This window comes from Agrobacterium sp. NPDC058088, from assembly GCF_042885035.1.
Classification (GTDB): domain Bacteria; phylum Pseudomonadota; class Alphaproteobacteria; order Rhizobiales; family Rhizobiaceae; genus Agrobacterium.
On the sequence record NZ_JBHVSU010000011.1, the window covers coordinates 117,359 to 131,729 of the forward strand.

A 14,371-nucleotide genomic window follows, 5' to 3' on the forward strand; every position below is an offset into this window, starting at 1 on the left:
GGGAGGATTCCATGCAAAATGCGGATAATGACAACGGCGCCGAAGAGGGCGCGGAACGGGTGAAACGACTTTCACCCGCAGCGCAGCGGGCGCTGAAGGAAGCGGAAGAACGACGCCAGCAGCAGGCAGAACTTCAATTACCGCCTGAGACCGGTGGTCGCGGCGGTGCGGAACCGGTTCGTTTCGGTGATTACGAAATAAAGGGCAGGGCTATCGATTTTTGAGCGCCCATACACGAAAATACCCGCCAAAGGCGGGTATTTATCAGTAAAAACAGATATTTAATTATTTCTGCTCCAGCAGCCGGCAGACGGCCTCAAGCTGTTCAAGCGTGCGGTAACCAATACGAATCTGCCCCGACCCACCCTTATGGCTGATTTTTACATCAAGGCCGAGTGCATCGGAAAGGCTGCGTTCGAGAGCGATGGTATCCGAGTCCTTTTCCCCAGCCGGACGTTTTTCAACGGTCTCGCCCTGGGATTTGATGTCGTTTTGTGCCAGACGCTCGGCATCGCGTACCGAAAGCCCCTTGGATACGATCGTACGTGCCAAGGTCGCCGGATCTGAAGTAGAAACCAGCGCACGTGCGTGACCCGCGGAAAGCGAACCATCCGCCAGCATATCCCGCACCGGATCGGGAAGCTTCAGAAGCCGCAGACTATTGGCAACATGGCTCCGGCTCTTGCCGATGATTTCGCCGAGATCATTCTGCGTGTAACCGTGCTCGGCGATCAGCTGCTCGTAACCCATCGCCTCTTCAAGCGGATTGAGATCGGAACGCTGCACGTTTTCAACGATGGCGAGTTCCAGCGCCGTCCGGTCATCCACGTCACGAACAATGACGGGCACATCGGTAAAGCCGGCGAGCTGTGCCGCGCGCCAGCGGCGCTCACCGGCGATGATCTCGTATCGGTTGACTCCGACCGTTCTTACCACTACCGGCTGAACTATTCCGTGCTGACGGATCGATGCTGCAAGATCCTGCAGCTCGTTTTCATCGAAATGACGTCGCGGGTTTCTTTGGCTGCGGGCGATGAATTCAATCGGAATGGTGCGATCAGCATTGACGGCGCGCTGCGGCTCACCGACGGGCACCGGCTGATCCATTTCTCCGATCAATGCAGCAAGACCGCGCCCCAGTCGACGCTTAGAAAGATCATCACTCATAAGATATTACTCCATACAGTCCGCAAGTGTCAGGCAGCTTTGCGCAGACGCTCTCTCTGGATTACTTCGGATGCCAACTGTAAATAGGCCTGGCTGCCGGCACATTTCAGATCATAGAGAATGGCCGGTTTACCATAGGACGGCGCTTCCGAAACACGGACATTGCGCGGAATAAGGGTGTGATAAACCTTTTCCCCAAGATGCGTACGCACGTCCGAAACGACTTGCTGCGCAAGATTGTTACGCGCATCGAACATCGTCAAAACGATGCCCTGAATATCGAGCTGCGGGTTGACTGAACCACGTATCTGGCTGACCGTATCCAGCAGCTGGCTCAAACCTTCCAGGGCAAAGAACTCACATTGCAGCGGCACCAGCACGGAATGCGCAGCCGTCATCGCATTCATCGTCAAAAGGTTAAAAGAGGGTGGGCAATCGACGAGAATATAAGAATAGCTCCTGGCCTCTTGCGTTTCCATCGCTGCACGCAACAGGAAAACGCGGTTGGCAACAGTTGCGACCTGCATCTCGAAGCCGAGCAAATCCATCGTGGAAGGGATGATATCAAGATTGGGAACCGCTGTGGGAACAGCAACTTCCGCAACACCATGTTCTCCTACCAGAAGATCATAAGACGAAAGCTTACGCTCTTTGCGGTCAATCCCAAGGCCAGTACTCGCATTACCCTGCGGGTCGAGATCCACGATCAGCACGCGCTCACCGATAGCCGCTAGCGCGGTCGCCAGATTGATAGCGGTTGTTGTCTTGCCAACGCCGCCTTTCTGGTTTGCAACTGCGATAATTCGGTTTTTTTCAAAGGTCATGCCGCACCTGGCCAGCTTGTCAGCGCCTCAAAACGAGGTTGCTGATTTCAAGAACAACAGAATCTGCCTCAATGGCACTCCGATGTTTTACCAGATCAAACTGCCAGCGACCATGCGCTTTCTGCACCTCGGACTCATAATCCCGGCCTTTATTAAAATACGCCTTGAGATTGGGATTATTCTGCGCCCAGGGATGAATATACTCAAAAAGTAGATCCAGCTCAGCAAGGGCACGCGCCGAAACAGCATCGCAAGTCCTTATAATTTCAGATGCCGTCTCGATCCTGACCGGATGAACTGCGCCTCTGGCACCGGTTTCCTTCAGTGCGATTCGTAAAAACGCAGCCTTTTTATTGTTGCTTTCGACCAGATCGACCCAGCCATCACCAAGTTCGGTCAGAAAGATCGCGGTGATAACCCCGGGAAAGCCACCACCGCTGCCAAGATCAATCCATTTTTTGGGTTGGGGCGAGAGCTGGAAGATCTGCGCGCTATCGGCAACGTGGCGGCTCCAAAGCTCCGTCAGCGTAGAGGGCGCTACCAGATTTGTGGTCTTATTCCACTTCTTGAAAAGCTCGACAAAATGTTCGAGCCTCTCCTGTGTTTCACGTGAAACACTCTGGCCGTTTATCTTCATAATCCGACTCGCTATTGGTGCATGTGCAATTGTTCACTTCGCGTTGCAGTACTTTTCCGCAGAAGTGCGAGCAGCAGCGATATAGCAGCGGGCGTCATGCCGTCAACACGGGCGGCCTGTGCAATATTCTCGGGCCGGGCTTTTTCTAGCTTTTGTTTAAGCTCATTGGAAAGACCTGATAGGCTCTGAAAATCGAAATCATCAGGAATTTTTCTGTCTTCATCCCGTTTGATATCGACAATATCAGCGCTTTGCCGCTGCATATAGACAGCGTAACTCGCTTCAATCTGCAGCACTTCGGCGACCTTAGCGTTGAGAATGTTAAGTTCAGGCCAATGTTCTGCCAGCGCTTGGAAGGTCGTGTCAGGATATGCAAGCAGCTCATAGACGGATCGACGCTGACCATCCTGATTAAGTTTCAGGCCTTGCTTGGCGGCCTGTGACGGGCTGATGGAGAGTTCCTTCATTAGCGCGCGACCATGATCGAGATCGGAGAGAAAACTTGCAAAGCGCTGCTGGCGCGCAAGACCGAGGATACCAGCCTTTTGGGCAATGGGCGTAAGTCGGAGATCGGCGTTATCCACGCGAAGGGAAAGACGATATTCTGCCCGTGACGTAAACATGCGATAGGGCTCGCTGACGCCTTTGGATGTCAGATCATCGATCATTACGCCGATATAGGATTCGGTTCTGCTGAAATAAAGCGGATCTGCATTGCCCGCATAGAGCGAGGCATTCAAGCCCGCGACAAGACCCTGAGCGCCCGCCTCTTCATAACCCGTTGTGCCATTGATCTGGCCAGCGAGAAACAGCCCTGGGATCTTGCGGCATTCTAGAGAGGGTTTCAATTCGCGGGGATCGACATAATCGTATTCTATCGCATAACCTGGCTGAAGAATCATGACCTGCTCAAGGCCTGGTATCGTGCGGATAAATTGCTCCTGAACAGAAGCGGGCAGGGAAGTCGAGATACCATTGGGATAAATGGTATGATCATCGAGGCCTTCCGGCTCCAGAAATATCTGATGGCCGTCCCTTTCACCAAAGCGGGTAATCTTGTCCTCAATTGATGGGCAATAACGCGGACCAACCCCTTCGATCTGTCCGGAATACATGGCGGATAGATGAATATTATCCGTGATAATCTTGTGACCGGCCGGGGTCGTGCGGGTCACGCCGCATTCAACTTGCGGATTAAGGATATGGTCCGTCATAAATGAAAATGGGACTGGATCCTCATCGGCAGACTGTCGATCCACAGCGCTCCAGTCGATGCTACGCCCATCTAACCGGGCAGGAGTCCCGGTTTTAAGCCGACCCATCACCAGTCCAAGCCGCGATAGCGTGTCCGACAGGCCGAGAGAGGGATTTTCGCCAACACGACCGGCTGGAATCTTTTCGGAACCGATATGGATAAGGCCTCGGAGAAAAGTTCCGCTCGTAAGCACCACGGAGCCGCAGTGAATCCGGCTACCGTTTTTCATGATGACCGCAGCAACCCGATCATTGTCCATTTCGATATCGAAAGCATCGCCCTCGATAATTGTCAGATTATCAATCGCATCGATTTCCCGCTGCATCGCCTCACGATAGAGCCGGCGGTCAGCCTGCGTGCGCGGCCCTCGAACCGCTGGGCCCTTTTTCCGATTGAGCATGCGGAACTGAATACCGGCGGCGTCGGCAACTCTGCCCATCAATCCGTCGAGAGCGTCGATCTCGCGAACGAGATGACCCTTTCCCAGGCCACCAATAGCGGGATTACAGGACATGACCCCGATCGTCTCGCGCTTATGGGTAACAAGAGCGGTTTTTGCACCATGTCTTGCGGCCGCGGCGGCAGCTTCACTGCCGGCATGACCACCACCAATAACGACGACATCGAATGACTGGTGCATATTTCTGCGCCCTGTTCTAATGCATCGACCTCACCACAGAGTGTGCCGATGTTTCACGTGAATCATTTTCCTATGCAGAATTCCGAGAAGATCACGCCGAGCAAATCTTCAACGTCAACTCGACCAGTGATCCGCCCAAGCGATGTAGCGGCGAGCCTTAAATATTCCGACCTTATCGCAAGGTCTAGGGTCTCGGAATCGAGCGCATCACTAACATAGTTCAACGTCTCTTCAAGTCGTTTTTTATGGCGAGCACGGGCCGGAACCAGTGTTTGACCGGCACCAACGCGTTTTTCTATCTCTCGCTTGAGGACTGAGCGCAATTCGACGAGGCCAATACCCTCTTTTGCAGAAACCGACAGATCAAACTCATCCCCCGACGCGCGTGAATGAATTGCGGTTTTTGTCCTCACTCGCAAGAAGCTCTGATTATCGAAGGTGCCGACAGATTGTTTCGGAGTCGAATCATTATCTTGCAACAAGAGAATAAGGTCTGCGGTCTCCGCAGTCAGAACCGCACGCCGCACACCTTCCTGCTCCACCACATCCTGTGTCTCCCGGATTCCTGCGGTATCGAATAGTCGGACCAGATACCCATCCAGATTGATGTCGACGCTCAAGACATCCCTGGTCGTGCCCGCAATGTCGGTAACGATCGCCACATCCCTACCGCTCAACGCGTTAAGCAGCGTCGATTTGCCCGCATTCGGTTCACCCACAAGCGCCACTTTGAAACCATCGCGAATGATTTCACCGCTGCCACCACCTTGAAGATGACTGGTGATCTCACCTCTCAGTTCCACCATCGCTTCCCAGACGCGAGTAGAAACGGAATCCGGGACGTCCTCCTCGTCGGCAAAATCCAGCTCAGCCTCGATTAAGGCCCGAGCACGCGTCAGGCGATTAGCCCAGCCATCATAGAGAGCCGAGAGCTGGCCACTGCTTTGTTCGACCGCCAACCGCCGTTGCATCTCCGTTTCCGCCTGCAACAGATCAGCCAGGCCTTCAACCTCAAGCAGGTCCATCTTGCCATTCTCAAAGGCTCTGCGGGAAAATTCACCGGCCTCCGCAGGCCGCAGTCCTTCCAGATTTTCAAGCTCCGCAAAAATGGAAGCCACAACTGCGCGGCTGCCGTGGCAGTGAATTTCGACGCAATTTTCGCCCGTAAAGGAATTGGGTGCTGGAAAGACCAACACCAGCGCCTGGTCGATGATCTCATTGTTTCGATTCCGAATCGAACAAAGGCTCGCTCTTCTCGGTGAGGGAAGATCCTTGCCCGTCAGCTTATTCAAAACATCGAAAGCGTTCGCGCCGCTCACTCGAAGAACTGCGACACCCGCAGGTACCGCACCACTGGACAACGCATAGATCGTATCTGCGGAAGCTGACATCCGTTACCTCGGTTTAAAACAGTCAAGCCGCACCCGAATGAACGGATACGGCTTTAAAGCTCTTATGATGAATCCGGATAAAGTTCGGATCAGGTATTCATCGATTCGAAGAAATCCGAATTGTTCTTGGTCTGCTTCAGCTTGTCGATCAGGAATTCGATGGCGTCCATCGTTCCCATCGGTGCGAGAATGCGGCGAAGAACGAAGATCTTCTGCAGGTCCTGACGTGGCACCAGCAGGTCTTCCTTACGTGTACCGGATTTCAGAATATCCAGCGCTGGGAAGATACGCTTGTCGGCAACCTTGCGGTCAAGCACGATTTCCGAGTTACCGGTACCCTTGAACTCTTCGAAGATAACTTCATCCATACGGCTGCCCGTATCGATAAGCGCCGTCGCAATGATCGTCAGCGAGCCACCTTCTTCGATGTTACGCGCTGCACCAAAGAAGCGCTTCGGGCGCTGCAGGGCGTTGGCATCCACACCACCGGTCAGAACCTTACCGGAGGAGGGAACGACCGTGTTATAGGCGCGGCCAAGACGCGTGATGGAATCGAGCAGAATGACAACGTCACGGCCATGCTCGACCAGACGCTTCGCCTTTTCGATCACCATTTCGGCGACCTGGACGTGGCGTACAGCCGGTTCGTCAAAGGTGGAGGACACAACCTCACCCTTCACCGAACGCTGCATGTCTGTCACTTCTTCGGGACGCTCGTCAATCAGGAGAACGATCAGGTAGCATTCCGGATGGTTCGCCGTGATGGAATGGGCAATATTCTGCAGCAGAACCGTTTTACCGGTACGCGGCGGCGCAACGATCAATCCACGCTGGCCCTTGCCGAGCGGCGCCACGAGATCGATGACGCGTGAGGACAGGTCCTTCGATGTCGGAACATCCAGTTCCATCTTGAAGCGCTCATTGGGGTAGAGCGGCGTCAGATTGTCGAAATGTACCTTGTGGCGAATCTTTTCCGGGTCGTCGAAATTGATCGTATTGACCTTAAGAAGCGCGAAATAGCGTTCGCCTTCCTTCGGACCGCGGATCGGCCCTTCAACAGTGTCACCGGTCTTCAACGAGAAGCGGCGGATCTGCGAGGGCGAGATATAGATATCATCCGGGCCGGGCAGATAGTTTGCGTTTGCAGAACGCAGGAACCCGAACCCGTCCTGCAGGACTTCAACGACGCCTTCGCCGATGATTTCGATGTCCTGGCTCGCGAGAACCTTGAGGATTGCGAACATGAGCTCCTGCTTGCGCATGGTGCTCGCATTTTCAACTTCCAGGGATTCGGCAAAAGTCAGCAAGTCGGTAGGCGATTTGCTCTTAAGTTCCTGAAGCTTCATTTCAGCCATGAAGGGAAGACCGTTTGATAATGTAATGTCGGGGGAGGGCGTGTTCGCGAATCAGATGCTGTGGGAGAAACCGCAGATGACTGAATAATTCACATGCCACGAAGATGAGTGGCCTGAAAATAGCGATTGAACACGGCGGCTGCAAGAGGAAAGCACGAATTCCGCGAAATTTATCGTCGCACCGTCTTAACCAAAGGGTTTCACAACCACAAGTATGACAATCAGGATCATCAGGACGGTCGGAACTTCGTTCATCAACCGCCAGTGACGGGCCGGCCTGGTATTTTCATCCCGCGCAAAACGTCTCGCGCTGCGGCTGAAGTAAACATGCGCGGCGGTCATAAGCACGACCAGCCCAATTTTCGCATGCAGCCAGCCGCCGGAAAAACCATAAACCGACCATGCGAGATAAAGCCCCAACGTCCAGGAGATCATCATCGCCGGGTTCATGATCACCTTGATCAGTCGCTGCTCCATCACCTTGAAGGTTTCTGACTGCTGGGAGCCTACAGGCGCATCCGTGTGATAGATAAAAAGCCGCGGCAGATAAAAAATCGCGGCCATCCACGAAATCACCGCGATGATATGCAGCGCCTTGATCCAAAGATAGAGATCGGCCGGATCGGCATAAAACAGCAACGCAATGAAAGCGGCAAAGACGCCAAGTGCGATACCCGCCCGCAAAACTGCTTTGTTTCCGGAACGCGCCGAGGTTTGTTTTTCCTCGTTCATCCGGCACCTCCAACCGTGCGGACCCGCTGCACCAGCCGGGTGACGTTTTCCGGGTCTGCCTGCGGGGTGATGCCATGGCCGAGATTAAAGATCAGCGGACCCTGCCCAAGCGCCTGCAGCACGGCATCAATGCCATCCTGTAATGCTACACCGCCGGCCACCATTAACATCGGGTCGAGATTACCCTGCACCGGGCCTTCCTTCTGCAGATCCCTGGCGAAACTCAGCGGCACAGACCAATCGAGGCCAATGGCATCAGCACCCGTCTTGCGGCGATAATCCTTGAGCAGATAACCGGCTCCCTTGGCGAAAGCGATGATCTTTGCCGAAGGACGGCGCGCGCGGACCGACGCGATGATGCGGGCGACCGGCCTGATCGCATATTCCGCGAATTCCTTTTCGCCGAGCACGCCGGCCCAGGAATCGAATATCTGAACCGCGTCGGCGCCCGCATCGATCTGCTGCACGAGATAATCGGCAGAGACATCAGCGAGGAAAGCCAGCAGCTTTTCCATGGCTGCCGGCTCCTGATAACCGAACAATCGCGCCGGCGCCTGATCAGGCGTTCCGTGGCCGGCGATCATATAGGTCGCAACCGTCCAGGGCGCGCCACAAAAGCCGAGAAGCGTCGTTTCATCGGGCAACGTGCTGCGCAGACGCGACACCGTTTCGAATACCGGCGAAAGATGCGCCATGACATCAGACGCATCGAGCTTTTCGATACCGCTTACATCAATCGGGTCCATGGCCGGACCTTTGCCTTCGCTGAAGGAAACATTGCGATGAAGCGCGTCTGGGATGACAAGAATATCGGAAAAGAGAATGGCTGCATCCAGCCCGAACCGGCGAATGGGCTGAAGGGTCACTTCACTCGCCAGCTCGGGATTATAACAGAGATCCAGGAAACTTCCGGCACTCTTCCGCGTTTCCCGATACTCCGGAAGATAACGCCCAGCCTGACGCATCAGCCATATGGGCGGCGGTGTGACCGTCTTCCCGTTCAAAACAGTCATAACCTTGCGTTCGCTCATGGCACCCAGCTTCTAAAAAATAAAATCAAAGAGATTTAAAAGATTTTCTATTTCTTAGAGTCTGTGGGTAGCAAGGATTAAAATCAGTCCAGTCGAAATGCCGCAGCGGGCATATATCCACCGTGCCTGCGGATATTTATCAAACGGATGTTTGAGGATAACCAAGATAACAGTAATTAAACAAATAATTTCAATGCCTTGTTTTTACGCCGCAGATTGACTTATCTGTGGATAATCCGGGGAAAATTTTGAACAGTTCCGCGATATTCCAATAATTCACAGGCGCCGCGAAGGCGAGACATGCCACTTGCGGATTGTGGAAAAACACCACTTTATTCACCTCGCGGTTCGGCCCGCCGGACAATTCGAAGACTTGTCCCGGTTTATCAACAGGGAGAGAAAAACAGCGTGGAGAACAAAAAAAGCTTCTTCCATCTGCACCTGATTTCGGACTCGACGGGAGAGACTCTCATGTCGGCCGGCCGCGCCGTCTCAGCGCAGTTTCACGCGTCTATGCCGGTCGAACATGTCTATCCGATGATCCGCAACCAGAAACAGCTCGCGCAGGTCGTCGATCTCATAGACAAGGAACCGGGCATCGTTCTTTATACGATTGTTGACCAGCAGCTCGCCGAATTCCTGGACCTGCGCTGCCACGCGATCGGCGTGCCCTGCGTCAACGTGCTTGAACCCATCATCGGCATCTTCCAGACTTATCTCGGTGCGCCTTCGAGACGACGGGTGGGGGCACAACACGCCCTGAATGCCGATTATTTTGCGCGGATCGAAGCGCTCAATTTCGCTATGGATCATGACGACGGACAGATGCCGGAAACCTATGATGAAGCGGATGTCGTCATCATCGGCATCAGTCGCACGTCAAAAACACCAACCAGCATCTATCTCGCCAACCGGGGCATAAAGACCGCCAACATTCCGGTGGTTCCCAACGTGCCTTTGCCCGACAGCCTCTATGCCGCCACCCGGCCTCTGATCGTCGGTCTCGTCGCGACCTCGGACCGGATATCGCAGGTTCGTGAAAACCGGGAGCTGGGCGCAACCGGAGGATTTGACAGTGGCCGCTACACGGATCGCGCCACCATCATGGAGGAGCTGAAATATGCGCGCGCGCTCTGTGCCCGCAACAACTGGCCTCTGATCGATGTCACACGTCGTTCCATTGAGGAAACGGCGGCGGCGATCCTTGCCCTTCGCCCGAGGACGCGATAATTCGGACCGCACCATCAGGAGCAGACAGTCGATGAAACAAGAGTTGATCCTCGCATCGTCCAGCGCATCCCGGCAGATGCTGATGCGCAATGCGGGGCTGACATTTTCGGCAATACCCGCGGATATTGATGAGCGCGCGCTTGACGAGCAGTTGGAACGAGACGGCGCCAGCCCCGAAGAAGTTGCGCTGGAGCTCGCCCGGGCCAAGGCGCTTGCGGTGAGCGCGCTCCAGCCGGATGCACTGGTTCTCGGCTGCGACCAGACGATGGCGCTCGGCGCCCGCGTCTATCATAAGCCAAAATCTATGGCGGAAGCCGAAGCGCATCTATCGTCATTATCCGGCAAAGTCCATCGTCTGAACAGTGCTGCCGTTCTCGTTCGCAAGGGTGAGGTGGTGTGGCAGACCGTTTCCAGTGCCGAGCTTGCCGTTCGGAGCTTGAGCCCTGAGTTTGTCTCCCGCCACCTGCAGCGGGTGGGAGAAAAGGCCCTGAGCAGCGTCGGTGCCTATCAGCTTGAGGGCGAAGGAATCCAGCTATTCACTTCCATCGATGGGGACTATTTCACGATCCTCGGCCTGCCGCTTCTGCCTCTTTTATCGAAACTGCGCGACCTGGATGTCATCGATGGCTGATTCACGTGAAACATTAACCATAAACGCCTTCGTTGTCGGTTTCCCGATCAAGCATTCCCGGTCGCCAATCATCCATTCCTACTGGCTTAAAAAATTCGGTATCGACGGTTCTTACAAAGCCGTTGAGGTCTCTCCGGACGATTTCGCAAATTTCATTGCAACGCTGAAGGAAGGCCAGCCGGGCACAGCGGTGGGCGGCAATGTCACCATTCCGCACAAGGAAGCGGCGTACCAGTTGGCGGATTATCCCGATGCTCTGGCGGAAGAACTCGGCGCCGCCAATACCATCTGGATGAAGGAGGGTAAACTCCATGCTACCAATACCGATGGTTACGGTTTTGTCTCGAACCTGGATGAGCGGCATCCGGGTTGGCACAAGATCGACCGGGCGGTTGTTTTTGGCGCCGGCGGGGCAAGCCGTGCCGTCATTCAATCGCTGCGTGACCGGGGAATTGCGGAAATTCATGTCCTGAACCGCACGGTCGAGCGTGCCCGCGAGCTGGCCGACCGTTTTGGCCCACGGGTCTTTTCCCATCCCCAGAAAGCGCTTCAGGAGGTCATGCAGGGCGCTGGGCTTTTCGTAAATACGACGTCGCTCGGGATGGATGGAACCGAGGCGCCGCATCTCGATTTCTCGCAGCTCGCTGCCGGGGCGGTCGTGACCGATATTGTCTATGTGCCGTTGAAAACGCCGATCCTCCACATGGCGGAAGAGCAGGGCATGGCAACCGTCGATGGGCTTGGCATGTTGCTCCATCAGGCAAAACCGGGTTTCGAACGGTGGTTCGGCAAGATGCCGGAGGTGGATGAAAGCCTTCGTTCGCTCATCATCTCGGACATGGAGAAACATTGATGATCGTCATCGGTCTCACCGGCTCGATTGGAATGGGAAAAACCACGACGGCGAGGCTCTTCGCGCAAGAGGGTGTTCCGGTTCTCGATTCCGATGAGGTCGTGCACGAGCTTTATCGCGTGGAAGCCGTTCCGCTGATTGAGACCGCTTTTCCTGGCACCACCGTCTCCGGTACGGTCGACCGGCAGAAACTCGGTGATATCCTGCGGCAGAATCCGGCTAATTTCACTAAGCTGGAAGAAATCGTCCATCCGCTGGTTCGCAAAAAACAGGAGGCCTTTCTCGCGCAAGCGGCGAATGACGATCGGCCTTTTGCTTTGCTTGATATACCCTTGCTGTTCGAAACGGGGGCGGAAGGCCGCGTCGATAAGGTCGTGGTGGTGAGTTGCGCGCCGGACATACAGCGCGAGCGGGTCTTATCCCGGCCCGGTATGACGGAAGAGAAGTTCGCTATGATCCTTGCCCGGCAGCTGCCCGATGCGGAAAAGCGTCGGCGCGCCGATTTTGTTGTCGACTCCGGAAATGGTGTCGAAGCAGCACGCGATCAGGTAAAAGAAATTCTGCAGAAACTGGGCGCTTGAGTCGCGCCGCGGAGAGATGAATGCGTGAGATCATTTTCGATACGGAAACCACCGGCCTCGAATCGAAGCTGGACCGCGTGATTGAAATCGGCGGCATCGAGCTGATCAACCATTTTCCTACCGGCCGCACGCTGCATCTTTATATCAATCCCGAGGATCGGAAGGTCCACCCGGATGCGCTTGCCGTTCACGGCATTACCGATGAGTTTCTGAAGGACAAGCCGAAATTCGGCGAAGTCGTCGATCAGATCCGTGACTTTTTCGATGGCGCGCGCTGGGTGGCTCATAATGCGACCTTCGATATGGGTTTCATCAATGCGGAATTCGCTCGCCTTGGTATCGAGCCGGTCTCCGCCGAGCTGGTGACGGACACGCTTTCGCTGGCGCGCCGCAAACATCCGATGGGGCCGAATTCGCTCGATGCGCTTTGCCGGCGTTACGGCATCGACAATTCCCATCGCACCAAGCATGGCGCGCTTCTTGACTCCGAGCTTCTGGCCGAAGTCTATATCGAAATGATCGGCGGGCGTCAGACTGCACTCGGTTTCGGCTCTGCCGCCAGGCAGCAAACCATTGTGATTGAAGAAGACGTTCCGCTGGAGCCGCTGCAGCGACCGCGCAGCTTGCCCTCGAGGCTGGATGCGGAAACGGTTGCGGCCCATGGCAAACTCGTTCTCGGCATGGGCGATAAGGCGATCTGGAACCGCTACCAGAACTGAAAAGTTCTCAGACGCTGAATTGGCAAATCCGGCCAAAGAAAAACCCGGGCGAAAAACCCGGGTTTTTTTTGTCTGCAATGAAAAACGATGGGTATCGTTTAGTTCGGTACAGCCTGAACCTGGGCCTTGGCCTGTTCTTCGGCAACGCGCTGCGCAAACATCTGCGCGAAATCGATCGGATCGATCATCAGCGGCGGGAAACCGCCATTGCGGGTTACATCGGCGATGATCTGGCGGGCGAAGGGGAAAAGCAGGCGCGGGCATTCGATGAACAGCACTGGCAGCATGTGTTCCTGCGGGAAGCCGGCAATGCGGAACACGCCGCCGTAAACCAGCTCGGCCGCGAACAGCACCTTGTCGCCATCCTTGGCCTCGGCATTCAGCGTCAGTACAACATCGAAATCCGAACCGGAGATCGGGTTTGCGTTGACATTGACGTTGATGTTGATCGACGGCGCATTCTCACGGCCCTGCAGCGAACGGGGAGCACCCGGATTTTCGAAGGAAAGATCCTTGATGTACTGGGCAAGAATGTTGAGAGAAGGGCTAACTGCGCCCTGTGCGCCATTTTCAGCGGTCATTACGGTTCCTCGCGGCGTGAATTCTTGGAAGGCGGTCTATCATTTCGACCCGGGGCTTACAACCCTTCGTGATCGGGTCATCGCCATCCATTTCAAGCAACCGCTAGGGTTTGGGCAGGTCGCGATTATCAGGCCTGTTTGACCAGGGGGAGCCTTTTGATCCCTCGCGGTGAAACTCTTCTTCATCCAGATCCACCACCTTCGATTTGCCCGCAGCTCCGGGGCCATTACGAAAACCGGAATAGTCACCCGTCTGGGGACCGGACTGCCTGAATGAGCCAGAAACGACGACGCGTGGGCCGAAGGCTTTCCAGAAAAACCGACGAATGGCAGGCGACAGAAGCAGGAGGCCGAGAATGTCGGTGATGAAACCGGGAACGATCAACAGGATGCCTGCCACGACACGCATGGCGCCATTGACGAGTTCGTCAGCCGGTTGCGCGCCGGTGCGGCCCGCATCCTGAAGATTTCTCACCATGCCGATGCCGCCAAGGCGCAGGATGAGCAATCCGAGGAATGACGTGAACAGGACGAGCGCCAATGTCAGCCACAGGCCTATCGCCTTGCCGACGATGATGAAGCCCGCAATTTCGAGGATGGGCATCATCAGGATGACGATGGGAAGAAAGGAAAAACGCATCTTCTAGCCTTGCGTGTGCATCTCTGGCAGATTGTCGGTTCCCGGGACACCGATGATTGAATCTGCACATTTGAATGATCATAATATGCAGACTATATGAGGGT

The 14,371-nt window shown here is 55.1% G+C and carries 16 protein-coding genes; 6 read left to right on the plus strand and 10 right to left on the minus strand.

Annotation, left to right across the window (positions count from 1 at the left end):
* Positions 1 to 11: 11 nt before the first annotated feature.
* Entirely contained in the window at positions 12 to 224 is a 213-nt protein-coding gene (locus ACFVTJ_RS22240) for a DUF1674 domain-containing protein (RefSeq protein ID WP_386910747.1), read from the plus strand.
* Positions 225 to 285: 61 nt separating this feature from the next.
* Here the strand turns inward: ACFVTJ_RS22240 and ACFVTJ_RS22245 are convergent, their stop codons facing one another.
* The 8 genes from ACFVTJ_RS22245 to hemE form a co-directional block, all read right to left on the minus strand.
* Positions 286 to 1,167 carry a ParB/RepB/Spo0J family partition protein gene (locus ACFVTJ_RS22245; protein ID WP_386910748.1) on the minus strand — a complete coding sequence of 294 codons (882 nt, stop codon included), beginning with the start codon at positions 1,165 to 1,167 and terminating at the stop codon, positions 286 to 288.
* A gap of 29 nt (positions 1,168 to 1,196) precedes the next feature.
* Positions 1,197 to 1,991, minus strand: coding sequence for a ParA family protein (locus ACFVTJ_RS22250; RefSeq protein ID WP_386910749.1), 795 nt, complete (start codon positions 1,989 to 1,991; stop codon positions 1,197 to 1,199).
* A 19-nt stretch (positions 1,992 to 2,010) separates the two neighbouring features.
* Complete coding sequence (gene rsmG / locus ACFVTJ_RS22255; RefSeq protein ID WP_386910750.1) at positions 2,011 to 2,628, minus strand: 16S rRNA (guanine(527)-N(7))-methyltransferase RsmG; 618 nt, start codon at positions 2,626 to 2,628, stop codon at positions 2,011 to 2,013.
* A gap of 11 nt (positions 2,629 to 2,639) precedes the next feature.
* Complete coding sequence (gene mnmG / locus ACFVTJ_RS22260; protein WP_386910751.1) at positions 2,640 to 4,523, minus strand: tRNA uridine-5-carboxymethylaminomethyl(34) synthesis enzyme MnmG; 1,884 nt, start codon at positions 4,521 to 4,523, stop codon at positions 2,640 to 2,642.
* A gap of 62 nt (positions 4,524 to 4,585) precedes the next feature.
* Complete coding sequence (gene mnmE, locus ACFVTJ_RS22265) at positions 4,586 to 5,914, minus strand: tRNA uridine-5-carboxymethylaminomethyl(34) synthesis GTPase MnmE (RefSeq protein WP_386910752.1); 1,329 nt, start codon at positions 5,912 to 5,914, stop codon at positions 4,586 to 4,588.
* 89 nt (positions 5,915 to 6,003) lie between these two features.
* Positions 6,004 to 7,269, minus strand: a complete 1,266-nt coding sequence (gene rho, locus ACFVTJ_RS22270) for a transcription termination factor Rho (protein ID WP_004444236.1) — start codon at positions 7,267 to 7,269, stop codon at positions 6,004 to 6,006.
* Positions 7,270 to 7,455: 186 nt separating this feature from the next.
* Positions 7,456 to 8,001, minus strand: coding sequence for a protoporphyrinogen oxidase HemJ (gene hemJ / locus ACFVTJ_RS22275; protein WP_386910753.1), 546 nt, complete (start codon positions 7,999 to 8,001; stop codon positions 7,456 to 7,458).
* Positions 7,998 to 9,032, minus strand: a complete 1,035-nt coding sequence (hemE, locus tag ACFVTJ_RS22280) for a uroporphyrinogen decarboxylase (RefSeq protein ID WP_386910754.1) — start codon at positions 9,030 to 9,032, stop codon at positions 7,998 to 8,000. The genes hemJ and hemE overlap by 4 nt, the downstream gene beginning before the upstream one ends.
* 408 nt (positions 9,033 to 9,440) lie before the next feature.
* Here hemE and ACFVTJ_RS22285 point away from each other — a divergent pair, with 408 nt between their 5' ends.
* Genes ACFVTJ_RS22285 through dnaQ form a run of 5 tightly spaced genes read left to right on the plus strand, consistent with a single transcriptional unit; the run spans position 9,441 to position 13,046 of the window.
* Entirely contained in the window at positions 9,441 to 10,262 is an 822-nt protein-coding gene (locus ACFVTJ_RS22285; protein ID WP_080826996.1) for a pyruvate, water dikinase regulatory protein, read from the plus strand.
* 31 nt (positions 10,263 to 10,293) lie between these two features.
* Complete coding sequence (locus tag ACFVTJ_RS22290; protein ID WP_386910755.1) at positions 10,294 to 10,893, plus strand: Maf-like protein; 600 nt, start codon at positions 10,294 to 10,296, stop codon at positions 10,891 to 10,893.
* Entirely contained in the window at positions 10,886 to 11,746 is an 861-nt protein-coding gene (locus ACFVTJ_RS22295) for a shikimate dehydrogenase (protein WP_386910756.1), read from the plus strand. Before ACFVTJ_RS22290 ends, ACFVTJ_RS22295 begins: the two co-directional genes overlap by 8 nt.
* The gene (coaE, locus tag ACFVTJ_RS22300) at positions 11,746 to 12,327 is read left to right on the plus strand and encodes a dephospho-CoA kinase (protein WP_386910757.1); all 582 of its coding nucleotides are present in this window, start codon (positions 11,746 to 11,748) and stop codon (positions 12,325 to 12,327) included. The genes ACFVTJ_RS22295 and coaE overlap by 1 nt, the downstream gene beginning before the upstream one ends.
* A gap of 20 nt (positions 12,328 to 12,347) precedes the next feature.
* The gene (gene dnaQ, locus ACFVTJ_RS22305) at positions 12,348 to 13,046 is read left to right on the plus strand and encodes a DNA polymerase III subunit epsilon (RefSeq protein ID WP_386910758.1); all 699 of its coding nucleotides are present in this window, start codon (positions 12,348 to 12,350) and stop codon (positions 13,044 to 13,046) included.
* 98 nt (positions 13,047 to 13,144) lie between these two features.
* Here dnaQ and secB read toward each other — a convergent pair whose 3' ends face one another.
* Positions 13,145 to 13,627, minus strand: coding sequence for a protein-export chaperone SecB (gene secB, locus ACFVTJ_RS22310; protein WP_386910759.1), 483 nt, complete (start codon positions 13,625 to 13,627; stop codon positions 13,145 to 13,147).
* Positions 13,628 to 13,730: 103 nt separating this feature from the next.
* Complete coding sequence (locus ACFVTJ_RS22315; protein WP_386910760.1) at positions 13,731 to 14,267, minus strand: FxsA family protein; 537 nt, start codon at positions 14,265 to 14,267, stop codon at positions 13,731 to 13,733.
* Positions 14,268 to 14,371 lie beyond the last annotated feature (104 nt).

Bases quoted from the DNA above. Each gene is read 5' to 3' on its own strand.
- ACFVTJ_RS22315 (WP_386910760.1), bottom strand. From the start codon at position 14,267: ATGCGTTTTTCCTTTCTTCCCATCGTCATCCTGATGATGCCCATCCTC.
- ACFVTJ_RS22245 (WP_386910748.1), bottom strand. From the start codon at position 1,167: ATGAGTGATGATCTTTCTAAGCGTCGACTGGGGCGCGGTCTTGCTGCA.
- rsmG (WP_386910750.1), bottom strand. From the start codon at position 2,628: ATGAAGATAAACGGCCAGAGTGTTTCACGTGAAACACAGGAGAGGCTC.
- coaE (WP_386910757.1), top strand. From the start codon at position 11,746: ATGATCGTCATCGGTCTCACCGGCTCGATTGGAATGGGAAAAACCACG.
- ACFVTJ_RS22240 (WP_386910747.1), top strand. From the start codon at position 12: ATGCAAAATGCGGATAATGACAACGGCGCCGAAGAGGGCGCGGAACGG.
- secB (WP_386910759.1), bottom strand. From the start codon at position 13,627: ATGACCGCTGAAAATGGCGCACAGGGCGCAGTTAGCCCTTCTCTCAAC.
- dnaQ (WP_386910758.1), top strand. From the start codon at position 12,348: ATGCGTGAGATCATTTTCGATACGGAAACCACCGGCCTCGAATCGAAG.
- rho (WP_004444236.1), bottom strand. From the start codon at position 7,269: ATGGCTGAAATGAAGCTTCAGGAACTTAAGAGCAAATCGCCTACCGAC.
- ACFVTJ_RS22290 (WP_386910755.1), top strand. From the start codon at position 10,294: ATGAAACAAGAGTTGATCCTCGCATCGTCCAGCGCATCCCGGCAGATG.
- mnmE (WP_386910752.1), bottom strand. From the start codon at position 5,914: ATGTCAGCTTCCGCAGATACGATCTATGCGTTGTCCAGTGGTGCGGTA.
- hemJ (WP_386910753.1), bottom strand. From the start codon at position 8,001: ATGAACGAGGAAAAACAAACCTCGGCGCGTTCCGGAAACAAAGCAGTT.
- ACFVTJ_RS22295 (WP_386910756.1), top strand. From the start codon at position 10,886: ATGGCTGATTCACGTGAAACATTAACCATAAACGCCTTCGTTGTCGGT.
- hemE (WP_386910754.1), bottom strand. From the start codon at position 9,032: ATGAGCGAACGCAAGGTTATGACTGTTTTGAACGGGAAGACGGTCACA.
- mnmG (WP_386910751.1), bottom strand. From the start codon at position 4,523: ATGCACCAGTCATTCGATGTCGTCGTTATTGGTGGTGGTCATGCCGGC.
- ACFVTJ_RS22250 (WP_386910749.1), bottom strand. From the start codon at position 1,991: ATGACCTTTGAAAAAAACCGAATTATCGCAGTTGCAAACCAGAAAGGC.